Genomic DNA, 21,172 nt, shown 5'->3' on the forward strand with positions numbered 1-21,172 from the left:
GAGTTCGAGCGCGAGGAGGTCCATGGCCCAACTCTACCGGGGAACGATGGATGCCAGCCCGAACCCGGCCGTCACGACACCGAGCACGACGAGCGCGCCCAGTACACTCGCCGCGACGCGCTGGATGAACGCCTGCGAGCGGCCGTACCAGAGCTGCACGGCGAAGGCCGCGATGACGCAACCGCCGAGCGCTACCGTGATCCACTGCGCGCGCCATTCGGCCGGAACGAAGAGCCCGATCGCGACACCGGCCACGAGCGCGAGGACCCAGACCGCGACGATGCCGCCGTACGTGCGGCGCGGCGCGAGGTCGGGGGTCGACATGCCCTCCATCATCGCGCACACCGCCGCCATCGTGCGCATGCGATGGACGGGGCGCGTCGCGCCGGAGCGGCCCCGCCGGGCGCGTGACGGCGCGACGGCGCGGCACCCCCCTAAGATGGGCGGGTGCGGCAGGCCCGCACTGGGAGGTCCGTTTGGCTCAGCTGCTCGTTCTCAGCTCCGCCCCCGGCGGTAGCGCGGTGTTGCCTGCGCTCGAATTGCTGAGCCATCGTGTTCGGCAGATTCCGGCCGAACCGGCGCAGCTGGTCAATGCCCCGAGCGCGGATGTCGTCTTCGTCGACGCGCGCGTGGACCTCGTCGGCGCCAAGTCGCTGTGCAAGATCCTCACGACGACCGGCATGGAAGCGCCGCTCGTCCTGGTGGTCACCGAGGGCGGTCTCACCGCGGTCTCGACCGACTGGGGAGTCGACGACGTCGTCCTCGTCGGCGCCGGCCCCGCCGAGATCGACGCCCGCATCCGCCTCGCGATGGGGCGCCGCAGCGCCGAGCAGGTGTCGTCGCGCATCTCGACCTCGGGCATCACGATCGACGAGTCCTCGTACTCCGCCAAGGTGCACGGGAAGCCGCTCGATCTGACCTACAAGGAGTTCCAGCTCCTGCACTTCTTCGCCACCCACCCGTCGCGCGTCTTCACGCGCGAGCAGCTGCTCAGCGAGGTGTGGGGGTACGACTACTTCGGCGGTACGCGCACGGTCGACGTGCACGTGCGACGCCTCCGCGCGAAGCTCGGCGACCTCGAGCAGCTCATCGGCACGGTGCGCAACGTCGGCTACCGCTTCAACGTGTACGAGGACGATCAGCCGCCTGTCCCCGCGACGCCCGCCTGAGCCCCGCCACGCAACCGTTCACGCGTACGTCATCGACCCCTGCAATGATGAGGGAATGATCGAACACGACGTGCTGGACGCGGGCCTGGGCGATGGGGATGACGACGACTTCGACGAAGCGATCGAGGCCGCCGATGAGCAGTTGCCCGACAACCGCTACCTCGATCGGGAGATCAGTTGGCTGGCGTTCAACCAGCGCGTGCTGGAGCTCGCCGAGGATCCGATGGTCCCGTTGCTCGAGCGCGCCAACTTCCTCGCGATCTTCGCCAGCAACCTCGACGAGTTCTTCATGGTGCGCGTCGCGGGCCTGAAGCGTCGCATCATGACGGGTCTCGCGGTCCCCACGAACGTCGGCCGCGCCCCGCAGGACGTCCTGGCCGACATCTCGGCGGAAGCCCACCGCCTCCAGCTGCGGCACGCCGCCGTCTGGACCGACCAGGTGCGCCCGGCCCTCGCCGAGGCGGGCATCGAGGTCGTGTCGTGGGACTCGCTCGACGAGGACTCGTCTTCGCGGCTGACCGAGTACTTCCAGCGCAACGTCTTCCCCGTGCTGATGCCGCTCGCGGTCGACCCGGCCCACCCGTTCCCCTACATCTCGGGCCTGTCGCTCAACCTCGCGATCCGGATCCGCAACGCGCGCACCGGACGCCAGGAATTCGCGCGACTGAAGGTGCCCCCGATGCTGCCGCGATTCGTCGAGGTTCCCGGTGACGGCCCCGGTGTGCGCTACCTCCCCCTCGAGGAACTCATCTCCAACCACCTGGGCGACCTCTTCCCCGGCATGGAGGTGCTCGACCACCACGCGTTCCGCCTCACCCGCAACGAGGACATGACGATCGAGGAGGACGAGACCGAGAACCTCATCCAGGCGCTCGAGGCCGAACTGCTGCGTCGTCGATTCGGCCCGCCCATCCGCCTCGAGATCACCGAGGACATGGATGACGTGACCCGGGCGTTGCTGCTCAGCGAACTCGACATCACCGAGCAGGAGGTCTACCGGCTGCCCGGCGCCCTCGACCTGCGCGGGCTGTTCGACCTCTCGCGCATCGACCGTCCCGACCTGCACTACCCGCCGCACGTCCCGAAGACGGCGCTGGCCTTCCAGCCGCCGGAGCAGAACGGCCGCGCCGACATCTTCGGCGCGATCCGCAAGGGCGACGTGCTCGTGCACCACCCGTACGAGTCGTTCGCCACCAGCGTCCAGGCGTTCCTCGAGCAGGCGGCGAAGGACCCCCACGTCCTCGCCATCAAGCAGACGCTGTACCGCACCTCGGGCGACAGCCCGATCGTGCAGGCGCTCATCGACGCCGCCGTCGCGGGCAAGCAGGTGCTGGCGCTCGTCGAGGTCAAGGCGCGCTTCGACGAGGCGAACAACATCGTGTGGGCGCGGAAGCTCGAGAAGGCCGGCGTGCACGTCGTGTACGGCCTCGTCGGACTCAAGACGCACTGCAAGCTCGCCCTCGTGATCCGCGAGGAAGAGGGGCGCCTCCGCCACTACAGCCACGTCGGCACGGGCAACTACAACCCCAAGACGAGCCGCATCTACGAGGACTTCGGCCTCTTCACCGTCGACGACCAGGTCGGCCGCGACCTCACGCGCCTGTTCAACGAGCTGAGCGGCTATGCGATCGAGAAGAAGTTCAAGCGTCTCCTCGTCGCTCCCCTGCACCTGCGCAAGGGCCTGATCCGCCACATCGAACGCGAGCGGGCCAACGCGCTCGCGGGCAAGCCCTCGGGCGTGCGCATCAAGGTCAACTCGATGGTCGACGAACAGATCATCGACGCGCTGTACCGCGCGAGCCAGGCCGGCGTGCCGGTCGAGGTGTGGGTGCGCGGGATCTGCTCGATCAAGCCCGGAGTCGAGGGCATGAGCGAGAACATCCGGGTCCGGTCGATCCTCGGCCGCTACCTCGAGCACTCGCGCATCTTCACGTTCGTCAATGACGGAGACCCGCAGATCTTCATCGGCAGCGCCGACATGATGCACCGCAACCTCGACCGTCGTGTCGAAGCGCTCGTCCGCGTGGTCGACCCGAAGCAGATCCAGGAGCTGTCCGACCTGTTCGACCTGGCGATGGACGACGGCACGAGCTCGTGGCACCTCGGTCCCGAGGGCGAGTGGGTCCGGCACAGCGTGGATGCCGAGGGGGCTCCGCTGATCGACCTGCAGGAGCACACGATGGCGCAGGTGCAGCGCAAGCGCCGATCGCGGGCGGTCCGGTGACGGAAACGGCCGTCTACGCCGCCGGTGGCGTGGTCTGGCGCATGGTCGACGGCAAGTACAAGGTGCTCCTGATCCACCGCACCAAGTACCGCGACGTGACGCTGCCCAAGGGCAAGGTCGATCCCGGTGAGACCCTCGCCGAGACCGCCGTGCGCGAGATCCGTGAGGAGACCGGCATCCGGGTCTCCCTCGGCGTCCCCGTCGGCGTGTCCCGGTATCGGATGCCGAACTCGCGGACGAAGATCGTCCACTACTGGGCCGCCGAGGCGACGGACGCGGCCGTGCGGATCTCGACGTTCGTCCCGAACAAGGAGATCGCGGCGATCGAATGGGTCGGGCTGAAGAAGGCGCGCAAGCACCTCAGCTACCCCGTCGACATCGAGATCCTCGACGAGTTCGTGCGCCTGGTCGACGAGCAGGCGCTCCCGACCTTCCCGATCATCGCGCTGCGCCACGCGAAGGCGCGCGCCCGCGACGAATGGGACGGAGCCGACACGGCGCGTCCGCTGACGCCGCGCGGCCGGAAGCAGGCGAACGCCATCGTGGGTCCGCTGCTGGCCTTCGGGGTGCGACGGATCGTGTCGAGCCCCGCGGAGCGCTGCGTGCGGACCGTCGTCCCGCTCTCGGCGGCGCTCGCCCAGCGCGTCCAGCTCACCGAGGCGATCAGCCAGGACGCGTGGGAAGAGGGGCGCAGCGACGCGCGGTCGGTCGTCGGGGAGCGCGTGCGCGCCCGTAAGCCGGTCGTCGTCGTGAGCCACGGTCCCGTGCTGCCCGACATCATGCACGAGCTGGCCCTCGCCACCGGAACGATGCGGGGTTCGTACCTCGGCAGCTCGTCGGCGCTCGAGCCCGCGGCGTTCTCCGTCGCGCACATCCCGGTGGAGCACCCCGGGTCGGGCATCGTCGCGATCGAGACGCACGAGCCGCAGGTGTGACGCTCCCGTCGGGCGTACGCCTCGCCTGGCGACGGGTGCCGGCGGGTGTCGCGCGGCGCACGGTGTCGCGGGCGTTGCTCGCCGAGCTGCTGCCCGGCGGGGAGTTCGTCTCGCGCTGCCCTGCCTGCGGCGGCGCTCACGGCCGCATCCGCGTGGTCGGGATGGATGCCACGGCCTCGGTCTCCTACGCCGCGGGGTGGGCGTTCGCCGTGGCGGCGCCCGGGCAGAGGCGCGTCGGACTGGATGCCGTCCCCGCGGACGCCTCCGGGCTGGAACGCGTGTTGCCCGGCGGCGATGCGCGCGCCTGGGCCCGGGTCGAGGCCGTCCTCAAGGCCGACGGCCGCGGGCTGACGGTCGACCCGGCGCGGGTGCGGATTGCGGACGCGTCCGTGCCGGGGTCCGACTGGGCCGCGCGGATCGACGACGGCGCCCCCGTCGCGGGCTGGGACGTCGCCGGTCCGCCCGGCATCCTCGTGGCGGTGGCCGCCGACCTCGGCACCGCGCCCGCTCCCTGATCCGCGTAACCTCAGCGATCCGCGCAACCTCAGTCAGCCGGCATCCATCCCGACTCACCGAACGCTGATCGCTGACCTTGTGCCGCGGCGATCCGCACAACCTCAGCGATCCACGCAACCTCAGCCGATCGGCATCCCTCCCGACTCACCGAACGCGAATCGCCGACGTACCGCGCCGGCGGGCTCAGGGCAGCGCGGGCAGTTCGGGCTGGTCGATCCAGGCGGACAGCAGCTCGGCGGCTTCGGGTCCCCCGGCCACCAGAACGGCCGCGCGGAAGTCGTCGGTGGATGCCAGGGAGTGGCGGTTCTCGGCCGTCCAGCGACGGAGCAGGTCGAAGAAGGTCGCGTCGCCCACGACGCGCCGCAGCGCGTGGAGCGTGAGCGCGCCGCGCTTGTAGACGCGGTCGTCGAACATGTCGTCGGGCCCGGGGTCCGTGAGGAGGAGGTCCTGGGGCTTCGCGGCGAGCCGCGTGTAGTGGCCGTGCGCGCAGTCGTCGGCCGAGCGCCCGCCCGAGGCCTCGGACCACAGCCACTCGGCGTAACAGGCGAAGCCCTCGTTGAGCCAGATGTCGCTCCAGTGCGCGATCCCGACGCTGTTGCCGAACCACTGGTGCGCGAGCTCGTGCGCGATGAGTCGTTGCGCCGCGGGGACGAGGTGATTCATGCCGAACACCGCGAGCCCCTGCGCCTCCAGCGGGATCTCCAGCTCGTCGGCCGTGACCACGAGGGAACAGGTCTCCTGGGGGTACGGGCCGAAGAGGCCGTCGAACACCTCGAGCATCTCGGGGACGGCGGCGAAGGCGCGATCCGCCGCCGCGGCGAGCGCGGGCGGCGCGGTGACGGTCACCGCCGGAACGACTCCGGCACCGGAACCGGGGAGCGTTCGTGTGCGGTAAGGCCCGACATGAACGGCCGCGAGGTACGTGGCGGTGGGGACGGAGGAGGTGAAGGTCGTCGTCACGCGTCCGCCGCGGCGGCTCGCGGCACCCGGAACGCCGGTGGCCGCGACCGCGTACCCGTCGTCGACGGTGATCCGCATCGTCATCCGCGCGCGGTCGTCGGGGCGGTCGTTGCACGGGAACCACGTCGGCGCACCGATCGGCTGGCCGGCGACGAGCGCGCCGTCGGTGAGCTCCTCCCACCCGACCGCGCCCCACCGCGACCGGCGGGGGGCGGGGGCTCCGGCGTAGGCCACCTCGACCTCGAACGTCTCCCCGGCCGGGATCGGTCGCGGCGCGGCGACACGCAGCTTGCCCGCCGCGGCGGAGAACCGCGCGGGCGCCCCGCCGATACGGGCGCGTGTGGCGCGGAGTCCGACGAGATCGAGGACCACCGTCGTCAGGTCGGCGAGGGCGACCGCGGAGATCACCGCCGTCCCCTCGAGCCGGTTGGTGCGCACGCGGTAGCTCAGCGCGAGGTCGTACGCCTCGACGCGGTAACCGCCGTCACCGCTCTGGGGGGCGTACGGGTCGGGCCCGCTCACGTGGTCGACTGGTAGGCGCGCACCTTCACGGCGCGCCAGGGTCCGATGGGGTTGCCGCTCCACCGCGAGCCGACGGGGACGGTCTCGCCCCGCATGACCAGCGACGCGGGACCGACGGTCGCGTGCGCCCCGAGGGTCGATGCGGGGAGCACCACGCTGTGCGGCCCGAGGGTCGCACCCGTTTCCAGCTCGACGGTGTCCATACTCATGATTCGATCATGGAAGAGGTGGGTCTGGACGACGCACCCACGGTTGACCGTCGATGCGTCGCCCAGAGTGACCAGATCCGGCTCGGGCAGCCAGTAGCTCTCGCACCACACGCCGCGGCCGATCCGGGCACCGAGGCTCCGCAACCAGATCGCGAGCGCGGGCGTTCCGGCGGCGGCGCGGGCGAACCACGGTGCCGCGACCATCTCGGTGAACGTGTCCGACACCTCGGTGCGCCACACGAAGCTCGACCACAGCGGCTGCTCCCCCGCGCGGATGACGCCCACGATCGCCCACTTCGCGAGCGTTGAGACGGCCGCGGCGATCGCGCCCGCGGCGAGCAGCACGAGTCCCGACAGCAGGAGCGTCCACACCGGGCCGATGGCATCCCACAATCCGGCCAGGGTGAAGATCACGCCGAGCCCGATCGCGCAGGTCACCACGACCGGGACGAAACGGCACAGCTCCCACAGCGTGCGCGCGAGGCGCAGGGCCGGGGTGGGGCGGTACGTGCGCGATTCGTCGCCCTCGGCCGACAGCCGCCGCAGGCGCACGGCGGGCGAGCCGAGCCACGACGATCCGGGCTTCGCCTTGAGCGGCGCGGCGGACAGCACCGCGACCAGGCCGTCGCGCGGCACTCGGTGTCCGGGGGCGGCCATGCCGGAGTTCCCGAGGAACGCCCGCTTGCCGATCCGCACCGACCCCACGCGCAGCCAGCCCGCGCGCAGCTCGTACGAGGCGACCATGGTGTCGTCGGCGAGGAACGCTCCGTCCTCGATCCGCGCCATCGTGGGCAGGAGCAGGACGGTGGATGCCTCGACGTCATGGCCGACGTGGGCGCCCAGCATCCGCAGCCAGACGGGCGTGAACAGGCTCGAGTACAGCGGGAAGAGGATCGTGCGCGCGGAGTCGAGCAGCCGCTCGATCGTCCACGCCTGCCACGCCACGCGGCTCCGGACCGGGAAGGTGCCCTCGACGAGCCCGACCGAGAACGCCCGGACGAGAAGGACGACGGATGCCGCGAACACCAGGCCCGTGGCAGCGACCCCCGGCACGAGCCACACGAATGCCGCGCCGGCCGCGGCAGCGAGCGAGTCCGCGCCGCTGATGCCGCGGGCGACGACGAGCCCGCCGACGGCGAACGACAGCAGCGGCAGCAGCGCGAGGAGCACCGCGGAGGTGGCATAGGCCCACAGCCAGCGCGTCGGCGCGGCCGGACGCTCCGTGGGCCAGCCCTTCGCGGTGCCGCCGACGCGGACCGCGGGAGACCCGGCCCAGGACTGGTCTGCCTTGACGCGGCCGAACACCGCCGACCCGGGCGCGATCTCCGCGCGTCGGCCGATGCGGGTGCCCGGGGCGAGGGTCGAGCGCGCGCCGACCGTTGCTTCCGCACCGATCCGCACCTCGCCGATGCGCACGAGGTCGCCGTCGATCCAGTAGCCCGTGAGGTCGACCTCGGGTTCGATCGAGGCGCCGTCGCCGATGACGAGCATGCCGGTGACCGGGGGCAGCGCGTGCAGGTCCACGTTGCGGCCGATGCGCGCACCGAGCGCGCGGGCGTAGTACGACACCCACGGGGCGCCGGCGAGGCCGACGGCGTCGACCTGGGCGGCGATCTGCTCGGCGAGCCACAGGCGGACATGCACCGAGCCGCCGCGCGGGTAGTCGCCCGGACGCAGTCCCACGAGGAGCAGCCGCGCCGACACGACGGCGATCGCCATGCGGCCGAACGGCGTCGCGAAGACGAGCAGCCCGATCAGCAGCACGGGCCACGGAACGTCGGGCAGCACCTCGAAGCCCGGGACGAGTTGGAGGATCGCGGATGCCGTGAGCAGATACAGCAGCCAGCGCACTCCCGAGAGGATGAAGAGCGGGGCGCCGAGGAGCGTCTGGACCCACTGCGTCGCCCGCGGGGTCGGCGTCGGCTTGTGGAAGGCCGCGGGGGTCTCATCGCCGAGCTGCGGTCCCAGGGCCTTCGCCATCGCGCCGAGGCGCGGCACGTCGTAGATGTCGGCGACCGAGAACTCGGGCACACGAGCGCGGATGCGCGAGACCAGTTGCGCCGCCGCGAGCGAGCCGCCGCCGAGGTCGAAGAAGTCGGCCTTGCGGTCGGTGACCGGGAGCCCGAGCACGGCCTGCCACTGCTCGGCGAGCCACGCTTCGTCGGCGGAGAAGTCCGTCGCGGCGGGGGCGTCGACGCCGGGGAGCGGCCACGGCAGCGCGGCCCGGTCGACCTTGCCCGAGGTGCGAACCGGGAGTTCGTCCACGACGCCGAGGAGGGGGATCGTGGCGGCCGGCAGCCGCTCCGCGAGCGCCGCACGCGCCGCGGACCGATCGAGCTCGGCGCCGTCCTCCATCACGAGGTATCCCACGAGCACGGGCACCCCCGCCTCGGTCGTGCGGACCGCGACCGTCGCCGCGTGCACCTGGGCGAGATCCTGCAGCGCCGACTCGACCTCACCGAGTTCGATGCGTCGTCCGCCGACCTTCACCTGATCATCTGCGCGCCCCTGGAAGACGAGCCCCTCCGGCTCGAAGCGCACGAGGTCGCCGGAGCGGTACGCCCGCTCCCACCCGAGAGTCGGCATGGGCGCGTACTTCTCGGCATCCTTCGCCGGATCCAGGTACCGCGCGAGGCCCACTCCCCCGATGATGAGTTCGCCGACGTCGCCCTCGGCCACCGGCTGACCCTCGGCGTCGACCACGGCCAGAGCCCAGCCGTCCAGCGGCAGGCCGATGCGGATGGGGAGCGTCCCGTCGAGAAGCGCGGCGCACGCGACGACCGTCGCCTCGGTGGGTCCGTAGGTGTTCCAGACCTCGCGGCCGTCGGCGACGAGCCGCGCGGCGAGCTCGGGCGGGCACGCCTCGCCGCCGAAGATGAGCAGGCGCACGTTCTCGATGGAGTCGGCCGGCCACATCGCGGCGAGCGTCGGCACGGTCGAGACGACGGAGATCCCCTGCCGCAGGAGCCACGGGGCGAGGTCCTCGCCCGAGCGGACGAGCGAGCGGGGGGCGGGAACGAGGCACGCACCGTGACCCCACGCGAGCCACATCTCCTCGCACGAGGCGTCGAAGGCCACGGACAACCCCGCGAGCACGCGGTCGCCGGGGCCGAGCGGATCGCCCTGCAGGAAGAGACGCCCCTCCGCCTCGACGAACGCCGCCGCGGAGCGGTGCGTCACGGCCACACCCTTGGGCACGCCGGTCGAGCCGGAGGTGAAGATGATCCACGCGTCGTCGTCGACGGTCGGCGGCGCCACGATCGGCACCGCGCTCGTGCTCGGGTGCGGCGCCTCGCCGTCGTAGAGGCGGACGAGGTCGTCGTCGCCCCCGACGAACTCGCCGTCGCCCGCGATGATCCCCTTCACCCCGGCTTCGCCGAACACCAGGCGGGCGCGTTCGTCGGGGTCATCGGCATCCACCGGCACGTAAGCGGCCCCGGCCGCCATCACGGCGAGGATCGAGACGTACAGCTCCTTCGAGCCGGACGGCATCCGCACGCCGACCCGGTCGCCGCGGCGCACCCCCGCCGCGTACAGGGCCGCCGCGGTCCGCCAGACCCGCGCGAGCAGCTCGCGGTAGCTGAGCGCACCCGACCCGTCGTCGATCGCGGAGGCCTCCGGATGCCGGGAGGCCACGTCGGCGAGGATGTCGATGAGCGTGCGCGCCGGTGGGGCGGAGCTCGTACGGTCGAGCAGCTCTTGGCCGGGAAACGCGGGGGTCGTCACGGGGGTGAAGCGTACACAGGCCAGGAAAACACCCCGGAACGGCGGCACCGGTTCACCTTCCGTTCACCCGTGCAACGCACTCTGGTAAGGGACGGTGTTTACCGTGCGGGAGAACCCTGCACCGGGTTCGTGTCCCCGACATGCGAAGGATTCACACAGTGAAGCTCTCCCGACTCGCCCAGCTGGGCACCGTGGCCGCAGTGGCCTCTCTCGCCCTCGCCGGCTGCGCCTCCTCCAGCGGAGGCACCACGGAGCCCTCCTCGTCCGCCTCGTCCTCCGACGTCGCGTTCACGATCGACCCCACCCTCTCCGGCACCATCACCGCCGGTGGCTCGAGCGCCCAGGCCAACGCGCAGGCCGCATGGACCAGCGCCTACAACGCCACCGCCAAGGGCGTGACGATCAACTACGACAAGTCGCAGGGCTCCGGCGGCGGTGTCACCAACTTCCTGAGCGGCGCGTACGACTTCGCCGGCTCCGACTCGCCCCTCAACGCCGACCAGACCACGCAGTCCAAGGCGCTGTGCACCGACGGCGGCGTGAACATCCCGATCTACCTCGACGGTGTCGCGATCATCTTCAACATCCCCGGCGTGACCGACCTCAAGCTCAGCGGCGAGACCATCGCGAAGATCTTCGCGCTGCAGATCACCGACTGGTCCGACCCGGCCATCACCAAGGACAACGGCACGGCCCTCGCCGCCGGCCCCATCACGACCGTCGCGCGTTCGGACGGCTCGGGCACCACGACCAACTTCACCAACTACCTCGCCGCGACGCAGTCGTCGGTCTGGACCTCGCCCGCGGGCAAGGACTGGCCGATCGAGGGCAACGTGTCGAAGCAGAAGGGTGGCTCGGGTGTCGTCGAGGCAGTCAAGGCCGGTTCGGGCACCATCGGCTACGCCGACCACTCCGCCATCGGCGACCTGAAGTCGGTCGCGATCATCCAGGACGGCACCGCGATCCCCTTCAGCCCCGAGGCCGTCACGGCGACCTTCGCGGCCGCGGCCGTCGACAACGCCAACGGCGTTCCCGGTGACCTGTCGAAGAAGTTCGACTACACCAAGCTCACCGCCGAGACGTACCCGATCCCGCTGGTCTCGTACGCCATCACCTGCACCGAGTTCAAGGACACCAAGCAGGCCGAGCTCGTGAAGTCGTACCTCGGCTTCATCACCAGCTCGCTCGGCCAGCAGGTCGCCGCGAAGAACGCCGGTTCGGCGCCGCTGCCCGAGTCGGTCCTCGCGGACGCCGCGAAGACGCTCGAGGCGATCAAGTAAACATCTCTCGGATCCGAACCGGTCCGCACCTCGGTGCGGGCCGGTTCGGGCTGATCAGGAGCGTCGACGTCCGCGTCGACGCTTCCGCTGAGCCCGACCATCCTCAGAGAGAATCCCGACCCGAGGAGCACACCATGACCATTGCCGAGCGCGAGGTCAGCCGTGGCTGACACCGTCTCTGCTCCCCCGGCCGGGGGCCCTTCGACAATCGTCGGCAAGCGCCGCGCCGGAGACACGGCCTTCCTCGGCCTGTCGATGACGGCGGCCGTCTCGATCATGATCATCCTCGCGGGCGTCGCGATCTTCCTGATCATCAAGGGCCTGCCCGCCATCACCGGCAACTGGACCGAGGGCGACCTCGCCGGCTACCAGAACGGGTCGTGGACCAACTTCTGGGAGTACGTCGGTCCGCTCCTCTGGGGCAGCATCTGGGCGGCCCTGATCGCCATGGTGCTCGGCACGCCGGTCGCCATCGGCATCGCGCTGTTCATCTCGCACTACGCCCCACGCCGTATCGCCGGCGCTCTCGGCTACATCGTCGACCTGTTGGCGGCAGTCCCCTCGATCGTGTTCGGCCTGTGGGGCATCATCGTGATGCGCCCGCTGCTGATCCCGGTGGGCCAGTTCCTGAACACCTACTTCGGGTGGATCCCCCTCTTCGCGGGTTCGCCCTCCAGCACCGGTTCGACGCTGCTCACCGGTTCGGTGGTGCTCGCCGTCATGATCCTCCCGATCGTCACCTCGATCACGCGCGAGATCTTCCTGCAGACCCCGCGCCTGCACGAAGAGGCCGCGCTGGCACTCGGGGCGACGCGGTGGGAGATGATCCGCCTGTCGGTGTTCCCCTACGCCCGCAGCGGCATGGTGTCGGCCACGCTCCTCGGCCTCGGCCGCGCGCTGGGCGAGACGATGGCGATCGCGCTCATCATCTCGCCGAGCCTCATCTACTCGGTGCTGATCCTCACCGACGGCTACAACTCGCAGACGATCGCCGCCAACATCGCGCTGAACTTCCCGATCGCCACCGACCTGCAGCGCTCGGCGCTCATCGGAACCGGTCTGATGCTGTTCGTCGTGTCGCTCGCGGTCAACATCCTCGCTCGCTACATCATCGGCGCGACCGGCCCCGGTGCGAAGGGCCGCAAGAAGGGGAAGCGCTCGTGACCACCATGAAGGCGCCGTCGCAGGTGTCGACGGCATCCGCGCCCCTCGCGCTGACCAGCGGTCAGCTCCCCCGCTTCATCGAGCCGATCATGCTGGTCGGCGTCGCGGTGATCGTCGCGGGCATCCAGTTCCTCGTCGGCGGTTTCAACCTGGCCGCGTGGCTGATCCTCACCGCCGTGCTCTACCTGATCGCGATCGGCGTCGGGTCGACGATCGTCGAGAGCCGCCGCAAGGCCGTCGACCGCGTCATCCGCGGTCTCGTGACCGCCGCGTTCCTCCTCGCGGTCGCGCCGCTCATCTCGACGCTGTGGACGGTCGTGTCCAAGGGCCTCGCGATCGTGAACTGGGACTTCATCACGAAGACAGGTGGCAGCGCCTTCGACCCCGACACGCTCGCGGTCGTCGCGACGCCCGGCGCTCTTCAAGCGATCGTCGGAACGCTCATCATCACGGGGATCGCGGCGCTCATCTCGGTGCCGATCGGTGTGCTCGCGGCGGTCTACCTCGTCGAGTACGCGCTGCCGACCAACCCGCTCCGTCGCACGATCACGTTCCTCGTCGACGTGATGACCGGTATCCCCTCGATCGTCGCCGGTCTGTTCGCGTTCTCCTTCTTCGCGCTGATCGTCGGACCGAAGGCGTTCTCCGGGTTCTCGGCATCCATCGCCCTGTGCGTGCTGATGATCCCCATCGTCATCCGCTCCACCGAGGAGATGCTGCGCCTGGTGCCGGCCGACCTGCGCGAGGCCTCGCTGGCCCTCGGCGTGCCGCGCTCGGCGACGATCGTCAAGGTCGTCCTGCGGACCGCGGCGAGCGGCATCATCACCGGTGTCGTGCTGGCCGTGGCCCGCGTGGTCGGCGAGACCGCGCCGATCTTCATCGCCGCGAGCTTCACCGACAACTTCAACTCCAACCCGTTCGACGGTCCGATGCAGACCCTCCCCGTCATGGCGTACACCGCGTACAGCTTCCCGGGGCAGGACATCGATGCTTCTCAGGCCCAGGCCTGGGGCGCGGCGTTCCTGCTGGTCGTGCTCGTCGTCATCTTCAACCTGATCGCCCGCATCGTGGCCTCGGTGTTCGCACCGAAGGCGCGCTGATCCCAGGAAGGCCCCCGTGTCCAAGCGCATCGAGGTCGAAGACCTCAACGTCTACTACAGCGACTTCCTCGCGGTCGAAGGCGTCTCCATCGACATCCAGCCCCGCACCGTCACGGCCTTCATCGGCCCGTCCGGCTGCGGGAAGTCCACGTTCCTCCGCACGCTGAACCGCATGCACGAGGTCATCCCTGGCGGTCACGTCAAGGGCCGCGTGCTGGTCGACGGTGACGACCTGTACGGCCCAGGCGTCGACCCGGTGCTCGTGCGCCGCCACGTCGGCATGGTGTTCCAGCGTCCGAACCCGTTCCCGACGATGTCGATCCGCGAGAACGTCCTCGCCGGCGCGAAGCTCAACAACAAGCGCCTCTCGAAGAGCGACGGCGACGCGCTCGTCGAGAAGTCGCTGCAGGGCGCGAACCTCTGGAACGAGGTCAAGGACCGTCTCGACAAGCCGGGCGGCGGCCTCTCCGGCGGCCAGCAGCAGCGTCTGTGCATCGCCCGCGCGATCGCCGTCTCGCCGGACGTCCTGCTCATGGACGAGCCGTGCTCGGCCCTCGACCCCATCTCGACGTTCGCGATCGAGGAGCTCATCTCCGAGCTGAAGAACGATTACACGATCGTCATCGTCACGCACAACATGCAGCAGGCGTCGCGCGTGAGCGACAAGACGGCGTTCTTCAACATCGCCGGTACCGGCAAGCCGGGCAAGCTCATCGAGTACAACGACACCTCGACGATCTTCACGGCGCCCACCGTCCAGGCGACCGAGGACTACGTCTCGGGACGCTTCGGATAAGCACCGCTCCCCCGCGATGGCCCCGCTCCGGCGGGGCCATCGTCGTCTCCGCGCTCAGTCGCGCGGCGAGAGCAGGTACGCGTTCAGTTCGTCGGTGAGGGTGCGGTCGACGGCCTTCGCCTCGCCGTCCACCGCCGCGATCGGGGCGGCGAGCCGGACGCTGGACAGCAACCACGCGGCATCCGCTCGCCCGAGATCCGACACCGGCACCGTCTCGTACGCGGTCTCGAAACCGCGCTGCCCGAGGTGGGCGAACAGGCTCCGCTGGGTCGTCCCGTGCAGGATGCCGGCGGTTGGGGTGGGCGTGACGAAGCGGTCGCCGAAGCGCAGGACCACGGATGCCGTGGGTGCCTCCAGCACGAAGCCGTCGCTGGTGACGAACACGGCGTCGTCGGCCCCGCGCCGCTTGGCCTCGCGGATCGCGGCCATGTTCACCGCGTACGAGAGGGTCTTCGCGCCGAGCAGGAGCCACGGCGCCCGCGCGGGAACGTCGAGGGCGTAGCCGCGGTCGAGCGTCGTGACGCGCACGCCCTCCGCGCGTGCACGCGCGCTGTCGGGAGCGTCGGCCAGGGTGATCCACGCGGTCGGCGCCGGGCCGTGCTCCACCCCGCGGCTGAGGATGAGCTTCACGACGCTCTCCCCCGCCGGCGCGTCGGCGGCGACGCGGGCGATCGCGGCGCGCCACTGGTCGAAGTTCGGCGTCGGGAGCTCGCACAGACCCGCGGAGTGCGCCAGGCGCGCGAGGTGGGGTTCGACCTCCTGCACGTGACCGTCGATCACGCCGAGCGACTCGAAGATCCCGTCACCGCGCTGGGCGCTGAGGTCGCCGAGGCGCAACGCGGCGCCGTCGGGGTCGATCACGGTGAACGTGTCGGAGAAGTCGTCTCGCCGGATATCGGATGCCACGGGGTCGATCAGGAGAGCGAAACGCCAAGCCATGCATCGACCCTATGCCCCCGTACCGACACGCCCGGGTCGCGTCAACCACCCCGCGCGAGGGAATGCCTCGGAGCCGTGCTTGTTACACTTGCATAGCCGGGCCGCAGTAACCCCGGGCTCCATCTTCTGCCGCTGCGAGCGGCCTTGCGCCGAGAGGCGTTCTGCGGCCCGGCACTTTTCTGCCCTGGCGGCGTGACGCTCACCGTCGAGTGTCCAAGACACGCCGCTGGGCACCACCCCGATGCGGCGTGTCTTGGACACTGGGCCGTAGATCAGGTCAGCGCGTCGCGGCGCCACAGGGCGGCCGCGGCCGCGAGGTCGTCGGCGTAGGTCGACAGGCGCAGCGCGCGGGTCGTCAGCGCCGTGGCGCGCTCGGACTCGGTGTTCTCGTAGTCGTCCGCGAGGTGCGTCGCGCCGGACGCCTGGATGCGGCAGAAGGCCGCCGCTCGCTCGAGCGCGACGGCGAAATCACCCTCGAACAGGCCGCGCAGGATCGTGTCGATGAGCTGCACCAGCTCTTCCGGACCCGCGGGGGCCGGGGCCCCGACGACCACCGGGTCGACGGTCGCCATCTCGGCGCGCCCGCGCTCGAACAGCAGAGCTGCGGTCGCGGCGTCGTCGTGGATCATGAGCTGCAGCAGGTACAACCGCCACAGCGCGCCCGGGAGCGACCGGGCGGGAGAACGGGACCACAGCTCGGCGATGTCGTCGATGCCGTGGTCGTCGGTAAACGCCACCAGCCGCTCGACGACGTCGACCGAGGGGTCGGCCCGGACGCGCGACAGGAGGGCGTGAGCGGTGCTGTGCGCGACGCGCGACACCTCGGCGGGGTCGTCGGCGACGAACAGCCGGTCGAACAGCTCAGCGGGGCGCCGGATGGGCTTGTGGAAGTCGCGAGGGGAATCGCTCATCCTTCCAGGCTAGAGCGTGTCCCGCGCGAGCCGGGCCGGAGCGACGACCGTTCAGGCGGTGGCCACCGCGACGACGGGAGCCGAGCTGGGGGTGCCGTCCGGCGACCCGCCCGCGGGCTCCACCGTCACGGCGATCACGTCGCCGGAGTGGAACTGGCCCTGCAGCACCGCGGTCGCCTTGCCCGTCGCATCCGTCGAGAAGATCCCCGCCGCGATGGGCGTGTCGTCGCGGACGAACCAGAGCTCGTAGGTCCGGTCGGTCGGGAGCGCGGGCATGCCGTCGGTCACGAGCACACTCTGACCGGTGGATGCCGACCAGTGCGCCGTCACGACTCCGCCGTCGGGCATGGTCGTGGAGGCCGACTGCGCGTCGGGAGCGGACGTGATCTGCTCGAGAGCGACCACCGATGCCGGGCGCGTGAGCTGCTGGCTGATCGTCACCGCGCCGAAACCGAGCACGAGCACGGCCACAAGGGAAGCGGCGAGGGTGAACCAGCGACGGAGGCCCCAGCCGGATCCGACCGTCTCGGACTCCGACGCATGCTCGACCTCCACGGGCGCGGGGCCGGCGGCGGCGTAGTCCTCGGCGTCGGATGAGTCGAGCTCCGGCTCCGCGGGGATCTGCGGGAGCTCGCTGATGCGCGCCAGCAGAGAGGCGCGGATGGATGCCGGCGGCTCGACGGGCGCGATCGTGTCGCTGATCGCGGCGACGGCGTCAGCGGCATCCTGAACGTGGGAGGACCAGTGCGGATTACCCGCGAGAGCCTCCTGGTATGCGCGTTCGTCTGCGTCGGATAGCGCGTTCAGCGCGTGACCGGCAGCGAGGTCGGCGAAATCCCTCTCGTTCACTTGTCCACCCCCATCTCCGTTCTCAAGCGCGACAATCCGTCGCGCATCCTGGTCTTGACCGTACCGAGCGGCGCTCCGACGAGAGTAGCGATTTCACTTTGGCTGTACCCACCGAAGTAGGCCAGCGTGAGCGCTTCCTTCTGCGCGTCGGGCAACGTCGCGAGTGCGTCCACGACGCGCCGCCCTTCGATCTTGAGTTCTACGTTCTCTGAGACATCGTCGTACGCGACGTCGATATTCCGGAAGCCCGCGCGCACGTCGCGATCGACGCTCGACTGCGAGGACCGCACGCGGTCCACTGCTCGTCGGTGTGCGATCGTGAGGACCCACGACCTTCCCTGTCCTTTGTTCGGAGTGAAGCGCGCGGCGGATTGCCAGATCTCCAGGAAGACCTCCTGCAGCACTTCCTCGCTCTGCGACCGGTCGACGAGCACCCGCAGGATGAGACCGAACGCGCGAGCCGACAGCGTGTCGTAGAGCTCGGCGAAGGCTTTCCGATCGCCGGCGGCGACTTTCTGCAGCAATTCTCCGACGTGGTCGACGTGGTCCGCCCCGTCCTCGGGGAGAGAGAAACCGTCGATCACCATGAATCCCAGCATGCCGCACCTGCCCGGGACTTCCCTCCCCCGTGCGCGCGTGGCGCGAGAGCGCTACGGAAACGTGATCCCGGGGCGTCGCCGCATGGTCTCAGCGTCGGGGCGACGGCATCCAGGAAAACATTCTAGAGAATATTTTCAGGCCTCTGAACTGGCCTTTTCCAGGCCCGCGGGCACCGCTTCGTAAAAATCCGCAATCCGAACCCGAGGGGGTCCCGAAGACCCTGTGTACGCCGCAACACGGCGAACCACCCCCCGCACCGGGGTGTCCTAACGGGTCGCAGCCGCGGTCCGAACGATTTCGGAGGAATGTCATGCTGAAGAACAAGAAGCCTGTCGTCGCCGGTCTCGCCCTCGTGCTGGGTTCGGCCTTCGCTCTCACCGCATGTTCGGGTGGCTCCACCACCGCCGGCGGAACCACCGAGGAGTCCTCGGCTGCCCCCTCGATGGCCGCGTCCCCCTCGGCCTCGTCGAACATGATGGACCCGGCCGCCAACCTCGTGGGCCCCGGCTGCGCCGACTACGCCGCCGCCGTCCCGTCGGGCGCCGGTTCGGTCGAGGGCATGGCCGCCGACCCCGTGGCCGTCGCCGCGTCGAACAACCCGCTGCTGAAGACGCTCACCGCTGCGGTCAGCGGCCAGCTGAACCCGAACGTGAACCTGGTCGACACGCTGAACGGTGGCGAGTTCACCGTCTTCGCCCCGGTCGACGACGCGTTCGCGAAGATCGACGCCGCGACGATCGACTCGCTGAAGACCGACTCGGCCACGCTGACCAAGATCCTCACGTACCACGTGGTCCCCGGCCAGATCACCCCCGACAAGATCGACGGCACCCACGCCACGGTCGAGGGCGGCGACGTCACCGTCTCCGGCTCGGGCGACTCGATCAAGGTCAACGACGCCAACGTCATCTGCGGTGGCGTCCAGACCGCCAACGCCACCGTGTACCTCATCGACTCGGTGCTGATGCCCCCGGCTGCGTAATTCCCCGCATCCGGACCGATCACTGATTGATCGGACCTGACGGCGAGCGCCGGACCCCAGGCGAGGGGGTCCGGCGCTCGCTCCTTTCGTGCGCTCAGCCGTCGATCGCGCGCACGATCTCGTCCTGCACCAGGCGCGCCGCGGCCGGACCGGCATTCATGAACCACGGGTCGAAGTCGACCGCCGTGGTCCGTCCGTCGGCCACCGCCGTGAGCGTCGACCACAGCGCGGCCGTTTCGATGAACTGCACGCCCTGGCCCGTGCCCGCGTAGAACACGTGGTCGGCGTCGGCGAGGTCGATCTGCTCGGCACTGATGTCCTGCGAGGTCTCGTCGAACCGCTGCGACTCCGGCCGCGCGAGTCCGAGGTCCTCGGCGAGTCCGCCCGCGAAGGACGGCACGCCCATGATGCGCGTGCGGTCACCGGTGGACTGGAGGAACGACACGGTCGGAGCTTCCGCGGGAAGCGTCGCCGCGAACGCGGCGCTGTCGGCCTGCAGCGCGTCGAGGTTCGCCCGCGCGGCGCCCTCCTGCCCGAGCGCGTCGGCGATGAGCAGGAAGTCGCTCTTCCAGTTCACCCCGTTGCCCTTCGTCACCACCGTCGGCGCGATGGCCGAAAGCGCGTCGTACACCTCGGTGCCGCGCGTGGAGTTGATGAGGATCAGGTCTGGGGCGGCCTGCGCGATCGCCTCGAGGTCGGGCTCGGTACGCGAGCCGATGTCGGCCATGGCATCGAGCTGCGCCGCGTCGGCGGCGAAGGCGTCGCGCAGGTACTGCGGCACGAGCCCGCTGTTCTCGGCTCGCGTCGCCGCCACCGGGACGTGGCCGAGGGTGAGGACGGCATCCAGTTGTCCCGTCGAGACGACGGCGATCCGCTGCGGAGCGGCGGGGATATCGGTGGTCCCCGAGAAGTGCGTGACCGTGCGCGGGAAGACCCCGTCGGCCTCGCTCGAGCCCATGCCCGGCTCGAGGTCGCGCGCCACGACCCACTGTCCGGTGGAGCCGGATTCGGCGTCGGGGAGGACGGGAGCGGGCGCAGCGGAGGCGCAGCCGGCGAGCGCGAGGAGCGCACCGATGCTCGCGGTAGCCACGGCCAGGCGACGTCGGGAACGGAAGCGGGGAGACGGGAAGCGAAGGAACGACATGCAGTTAGGTTAGCCTTAGCTACATGCCGGTGACTGACGTGGGAGCTGCTCCCGCGGCGACGCTGGTCGCCGCCCGCCGGCAGAGGCGACAGGTGCGCACGGTCGTCGCGACGCTGGCGATCGTGGTGCTGCTCGCGGTGGTCGTCGTCGCCAGCCTTGCGGTCGGCTCCCGCCCGCTCGCGTTCCCCGACGTCATCTCCGCCCTCTTCTCGGACCGGAGGGATGCCACGGCCGTCATCGTCCACGACCTGCGACTCCCCCGCACGCTCACCGGGCTGCTCGTGGGCACCGCGCTCGGCGTCGCCGGGGTGCTCATGCAGGCGGCCACGCGGAACCCGCTCGCCGACCCGGGTCTCCTCGGCGTGAACGCCGGCGCCGCGGTGGGGGTCGTGGTCGCGATCGCGTTCTTCGGCATCGGCACCGCCAGCGGATACGTGTGGTTCGCCTTCGCCGGAGCGGCCGGCGCGGCCGCGGCCGTGTACCTCGCGGCACGCCCTGGCGGTCGCGGCGGCGCCGTGGGACTCGTGCTGGCCGGGGTCGCGCTGAGCGCGTGTCTGACCGCGGTCGTGCGCATCATCACGCTGGCCGACGACGACACGTTCGAGTCGTTCCGATTCTGGGCCGTGGGGTCGTTCGAGCGACGGGGCGCCGACGTCGCGGTGCAACTCTTGCCGTTCGCGGTCGTCGGCGTGGTGCTCGCGGTGGTGGTCGCCCGCGGGCTCGATCAGCTGCGCCTCGGCAACGACCTGGCGCGGGCGCTGGGGGTTTCCCCCGTGCTCGTGCTGGTGACGTCCGGGGTCGCGATCACGCTGCTGTGCGCGACGGCGACCTCGGCGGCCGGGCCTCTCGCCTTCATCGGCCTGCTCGTGGCCCACGTGGTCCGCCACGCGGGTCCGACCGGTCTCCGCGCCCAACTCCCCCTCGCCGCGCTCACCGGCGCGACGCTGACGCTCGCGAGCGACGTGATCGGACGCGTCATCGCCGTCCCGGCCGAGGTCGAGGCGGGAATCGTCGCGGCGTTCCTCGGCGCGCCCCTGCTGCTGTGGCTCGTGCTGCGGAGGACGGCGTCGTGACGTCCGCCGTCCCGCGCGTGCGGTCCCGTGGGCGCGCGCGCTACGCCGTCGCCGTTGCGGCGACGCTCGCGGT

18 protein-coding genes are annotated in these 21,172 nt (G+C 70.6%); 10 read left to right on the plus strand and 8 right to left on the minus strand.

Features of this window, described 5'->3' with window-relative positions; genetic code table 11:
- Positions 1–33: 33 nt before the first annotated feature.
- Positions 34–363: a hypothetical protein gene (locus I5G_RS10130; RefSeq protein ID WP_306305783.1), complete on the minus strand. Its 330-nt coding sequence runs from the start codon at positions 361–363 to the stop codon at positions 34–36.
- Positions 364–476: 113 nt separating this feature from the next.
- On the opposite strand from I5G_RS10130, the gene I5G_RS10135 reads away from it, so the two are divergent.
- Genes I5G_RS10135 through I5G_RS25325 form a run of 4 tightly spaced genes read left to right on the plus strand, consistent with a single transcriptional unit; the run spans position 477 to position 4,843 of the window.
- On the plus strand, positions 477–1,169 hold the full coding sequence (locus I5G_RS10135; protein ID WP_022878957.1) for a response regulator transcription factor: 693 nt from the start codon (positions 477–479) through the stop codon (positions 1,167–1,169).
- Positions 1,170–1,224: 55 nt separating this feature from the next.
- The gene (locus I5G_RS10140; protein ID WP_022878958.1) at positions 1,225–3,393 is read left to right on the plus strand and encodes an RNA degradosome polyphosphate kinase; all 2,169 of its coding nucleotides are present in this window, start codon (positions 1,225–1,227) and stop codon (positions 3,391–3,393) included.
- Positions 3,390–4,328, plus strand: coding sequence for an NUDIX hydrolase (locus tag I5G_RS10145; protein WP_022878959.1), 939 nt, complete (start codon positions 3,390–3,392; stop codon positions 4,326–4,328). The genes I5G_RS10140 and I5G_RS10145 overlap by 4 nt, the downstream gene beginning before the upstream one ends.
- A complete protein-coding gene (locus tag I5G_RS25325; RefSeq protein ID WP_026095830.1) occupies positions 4,325–4,843 on the plus strand; it encodes a hypothetical protein in 519 nt (172 codons plus the stop codon). The genes I5G_RS10145 and I5G_RS25325 overlap by 4 nt, the downstream gene beginning before the upstream one ends.
- Positions 4,844–5,027: 184 nt before the next feature.
- On the opposite strand, the gene I5G_RS10155 is transcribed toward I5G_RS25325, so the two are convergent.
- Together I5G_RS10155 and I5G_RS10160 are read right to left on the minus strand one after the other, a co-directional pair.
- On the minus strand, positions 5,028–6,326 hold the full coding sequence (locus I5G_RS10155; RefSeq protein WP_022878960.1) for a M1 family metallopeptidase: 1,299 nt from the start codon (positions 6,324–6,326) through the stop codon (positions 5,028–5,030).
- The gene (locus tag I5G_RS10160; RefSeq protein WP_022878961.1) at positions 6,323–10,261 is read right to left on the minus strand and encodes a Pls/PosA family non-ribosomal peptide synthetase; all 3,939 of its coding nucleotides are present in this window, start codon (positions 10,259–10,261) and stop codon (positions 6,323–6,325) included. The genes I5G_RS10155 and I5G_RS10160 overlap by 4 nt, the downstream gene beginning before the upstream one ends.
- Positions 10,262–10,419: 158 nt before the next feature.
- On the opposite strand from I5G_RS10160, the gene I5G_RS10165 reads away from it, so the two are divergent.
- The 4 genes from I5G_RS10165 (at position 10,420) to pstB (ending at position 14,601) form a co-directional block, all read left to right on the plus strand.
- On the plus strand, positions 10,420–11,541 hold the full coding sequence (locus I5G_RS10165; protein ID WP_022878962.1) for a phosphate ABC transporter substrate-binding protein PstS: 1,122 nt from the start codon (positions 10,420–10,422) through the stop codon (positions 11,539–11,541).
- 162 nt (positions 11,542–11,703) lie between these two features.
- Complete coding sequence (pstC, locus tag I5G_RS10170) at positions 11,704–12,705, plus strand: phosphate ABC transporter permease subunit PstC (RefSeq protein WP_022878963.1); 1,002 nt, start codon at positions 11,704–11,706, stop codon at positions 12,703–12,705.
- Positions 12,706–12,710: 5 nt separating this feature from the next.
- Positions 12,711–13,805, plus strand: a complete 1,095-nt coding sequence (pstA, locus tag I5G_RS10175; RefSeq protein ID WP_148286464.1) for a phosphate ABC transporter permease PstA — start codon at positions 12,711–12,713, stop codon at positions 13,803–13,805.
- Between the two features lie 16 nt (positions 13,806–13,821).
- Entirely contained in the window at positions 13,822–14,601 is a 780-nt protein-coding gene (pstB, locus tag I5G_RS10180; protein WP_022878965.1) for a phosphate ABC transporter ATP-binding protein PstB, read from the plus strand.
- Positions 14,602–14,655: 54 nt separating this feature from the next.
- Here pstB and I5G_RS10185 read toward each other — a convergent pair whose 3' ends face one another.
- The 4 genes from I5G_RS10185 to sigK all read right to left on the minus strand — a co-directional run bounded on the left by I5G_RS10185 (position 14,656) and on the right by sigK (position 17,899).
- Positions 14,656–15,540 carry an aminodeoxychorismate lyase gene (locus I5G_RS10185; RefSeq protein ID WP_022878966.1) on the minus strand — a complete coding sequence of 295 codons (885 nt, stop codon included), beginning with the start codon at positions 15,538–15,540 and terminating at the stop codon, positions 14,656–14,658.
- A 272-nt stretch (positions 15,541–15,812) separates the two neighbouring features.
- Positions 15,813–16,451, minus strand: coding sequence for a hypothetical protein (locus I5G_RS10190; RefSeq protein WP_022878967.1), 639 nt, complete (start codon positions 16,449–16,451; stop codon positions 15,813–15,815).
- 51 nt (positions 16,452–16,502) lie between these two features.
- Entirely contained in the window at positions 16,503–17,300 is a 798-nt protein-coding gene (locus tag I5G_RS10195; protein ID WP_022878968.1) for an anti-sigma factor, read from the minus strand.
- Positions 17,297–17,899, minus strand: coding sequence for an ECF RNA polymerase sigma factor SigK (gene sigK / locus I5G_RS10200; RefSeq protein ID WP_022878969.1), 603 nt, complete (start codon positions 17,897–17,899; stop codon positions 17,297–17,299). The genes I5G_RS10195 and sigK overlap by 4 nt, the downstream gene beginning before the upstream one ends.
- Positions 17,900–18,210: 311 nt before the next feature.
- On the opposite strand from sigK, the gene I5G_RS10205 reads away from it, so the two are divergent.
- A complete protein-coding gene (locus I5G_RS10205; RefSeq protein ID WP_022878970.1) occupies positions 18,211–18,882 on the plus strand; it encodes a fasciclin domain-containing protein in 672 nt (223 codons plus the stop codon).
- A 94-nt stretch (positions 18,883–18,976) separates the two neighbouring features.
- On the opposite strand, the gene I5G_RS21770 is transcribed toward I5G_RS10205, so the two are convergent.
- Positions 18,977–20,026, minus strand: coding sequence for an iron-siderophore ABC transporter substrate-binding protein (locus I5G_RS21770; protein WP_036327520.1), 1,050 nt, complete (start codon positions 20,024–20,026; stop codon positions 18,977–18,979).
- Between the two features lie 23 nt (positions 20,027–20,049).
- On the opposite strand from I5G_RS21770, the gene I5G_RS10215 reads away from it, so the two are divergent.
- A complete protein-coding gene (locus tag I5G_RS10215) occupies positions 20,050–21,099 on the plus strand; it encodes an iron ABC transporter permease (protein ID WP_022878972.1) in 1,050 nt (349 codons plus the stop codon).
- Positions 21,100–21,172: the final 73 nt, after the last annotated feature.

Origin of the sequence: Microbacterium sp. B19 (assembly GCF_000333395.1) — a bacterium.
In the GTDB taxonomy this organism is placed as follows: Bacteria; Actinomycetota; Actinomycetes; order Actinomycetales; family Microbacteriaceae; genus Microbacterium.

What these genes read in the sequence shown, in the direction of transcription:
- I5G_RS10190 (WP_022878967.1), bottom strand. Translation starts at nt 16,451, where the DNA reads ATGAGCGATTCCCCTCGCGACTTCCACAAGCCCATCCGGCGCCCCGCT.
- I5G_RS10140 (WP_022878958.1), top strand. Translation starts at nt 1,225, where the DNA reads ATGATCGAACACGACGTGCTGGACGCGGGCCTGGGCGATGGGGATGAC.
- I5G_RS10185 (WP_022878966.1), bottom strand. Translation starts at nt 15,540, where the DNA reads ATGGCTTGGCGTTTCGCTCTCCTGATCGACCCCGTGGCATCCGATATC.
- I5G_RS10205 (WP_022878970.1), top strand. Translation starts at nt 18,211, where the DNA reads ATGCTGAAGAACAAGAAGCCTGTCGTCGCCGGTCTCGCCCTCGTGCTG.
- I5G_RS10215 (WP_022878972.1), top strand. Translation starts at nt 20,050, where the DNA reads ATGCCGGTGACTGACGTGGGAGCTGCTCCCGCGGCGACGCTGGTCGCC.
- I5G_RS21770 (WP_036327520.1), bottom strand. Translation starts at nt 20,026, where the DNA reads ATGTCGTTCCTTCGCTTCCCGTCTCCCCGCTTCCGTTCCCGACGTCGC.
- pstA (WP_148286464.1), top strand. Translation starts at nt 12,711, where the DNA reads ATGAAGGCGCCGTCGCAGGTGTCGACGGCATCCGCGCCCCTCGCGCTG.
- I5G_RS10130 (WP_306305783.1), bottom strand. Translation starts at nt 363, where the DNA reads ATGCGCACGATGGCGGCGGTGTGCGCGATGATGGAGGGCATGTCGACC.
- sigK (WP_022878969.1), bottom strand. Translation starts at nt 17,899, where the DNA reads ATGCTGGGATTCATGGTGATCGACGGTTTCTCTCTCCCCGAGGACGGG.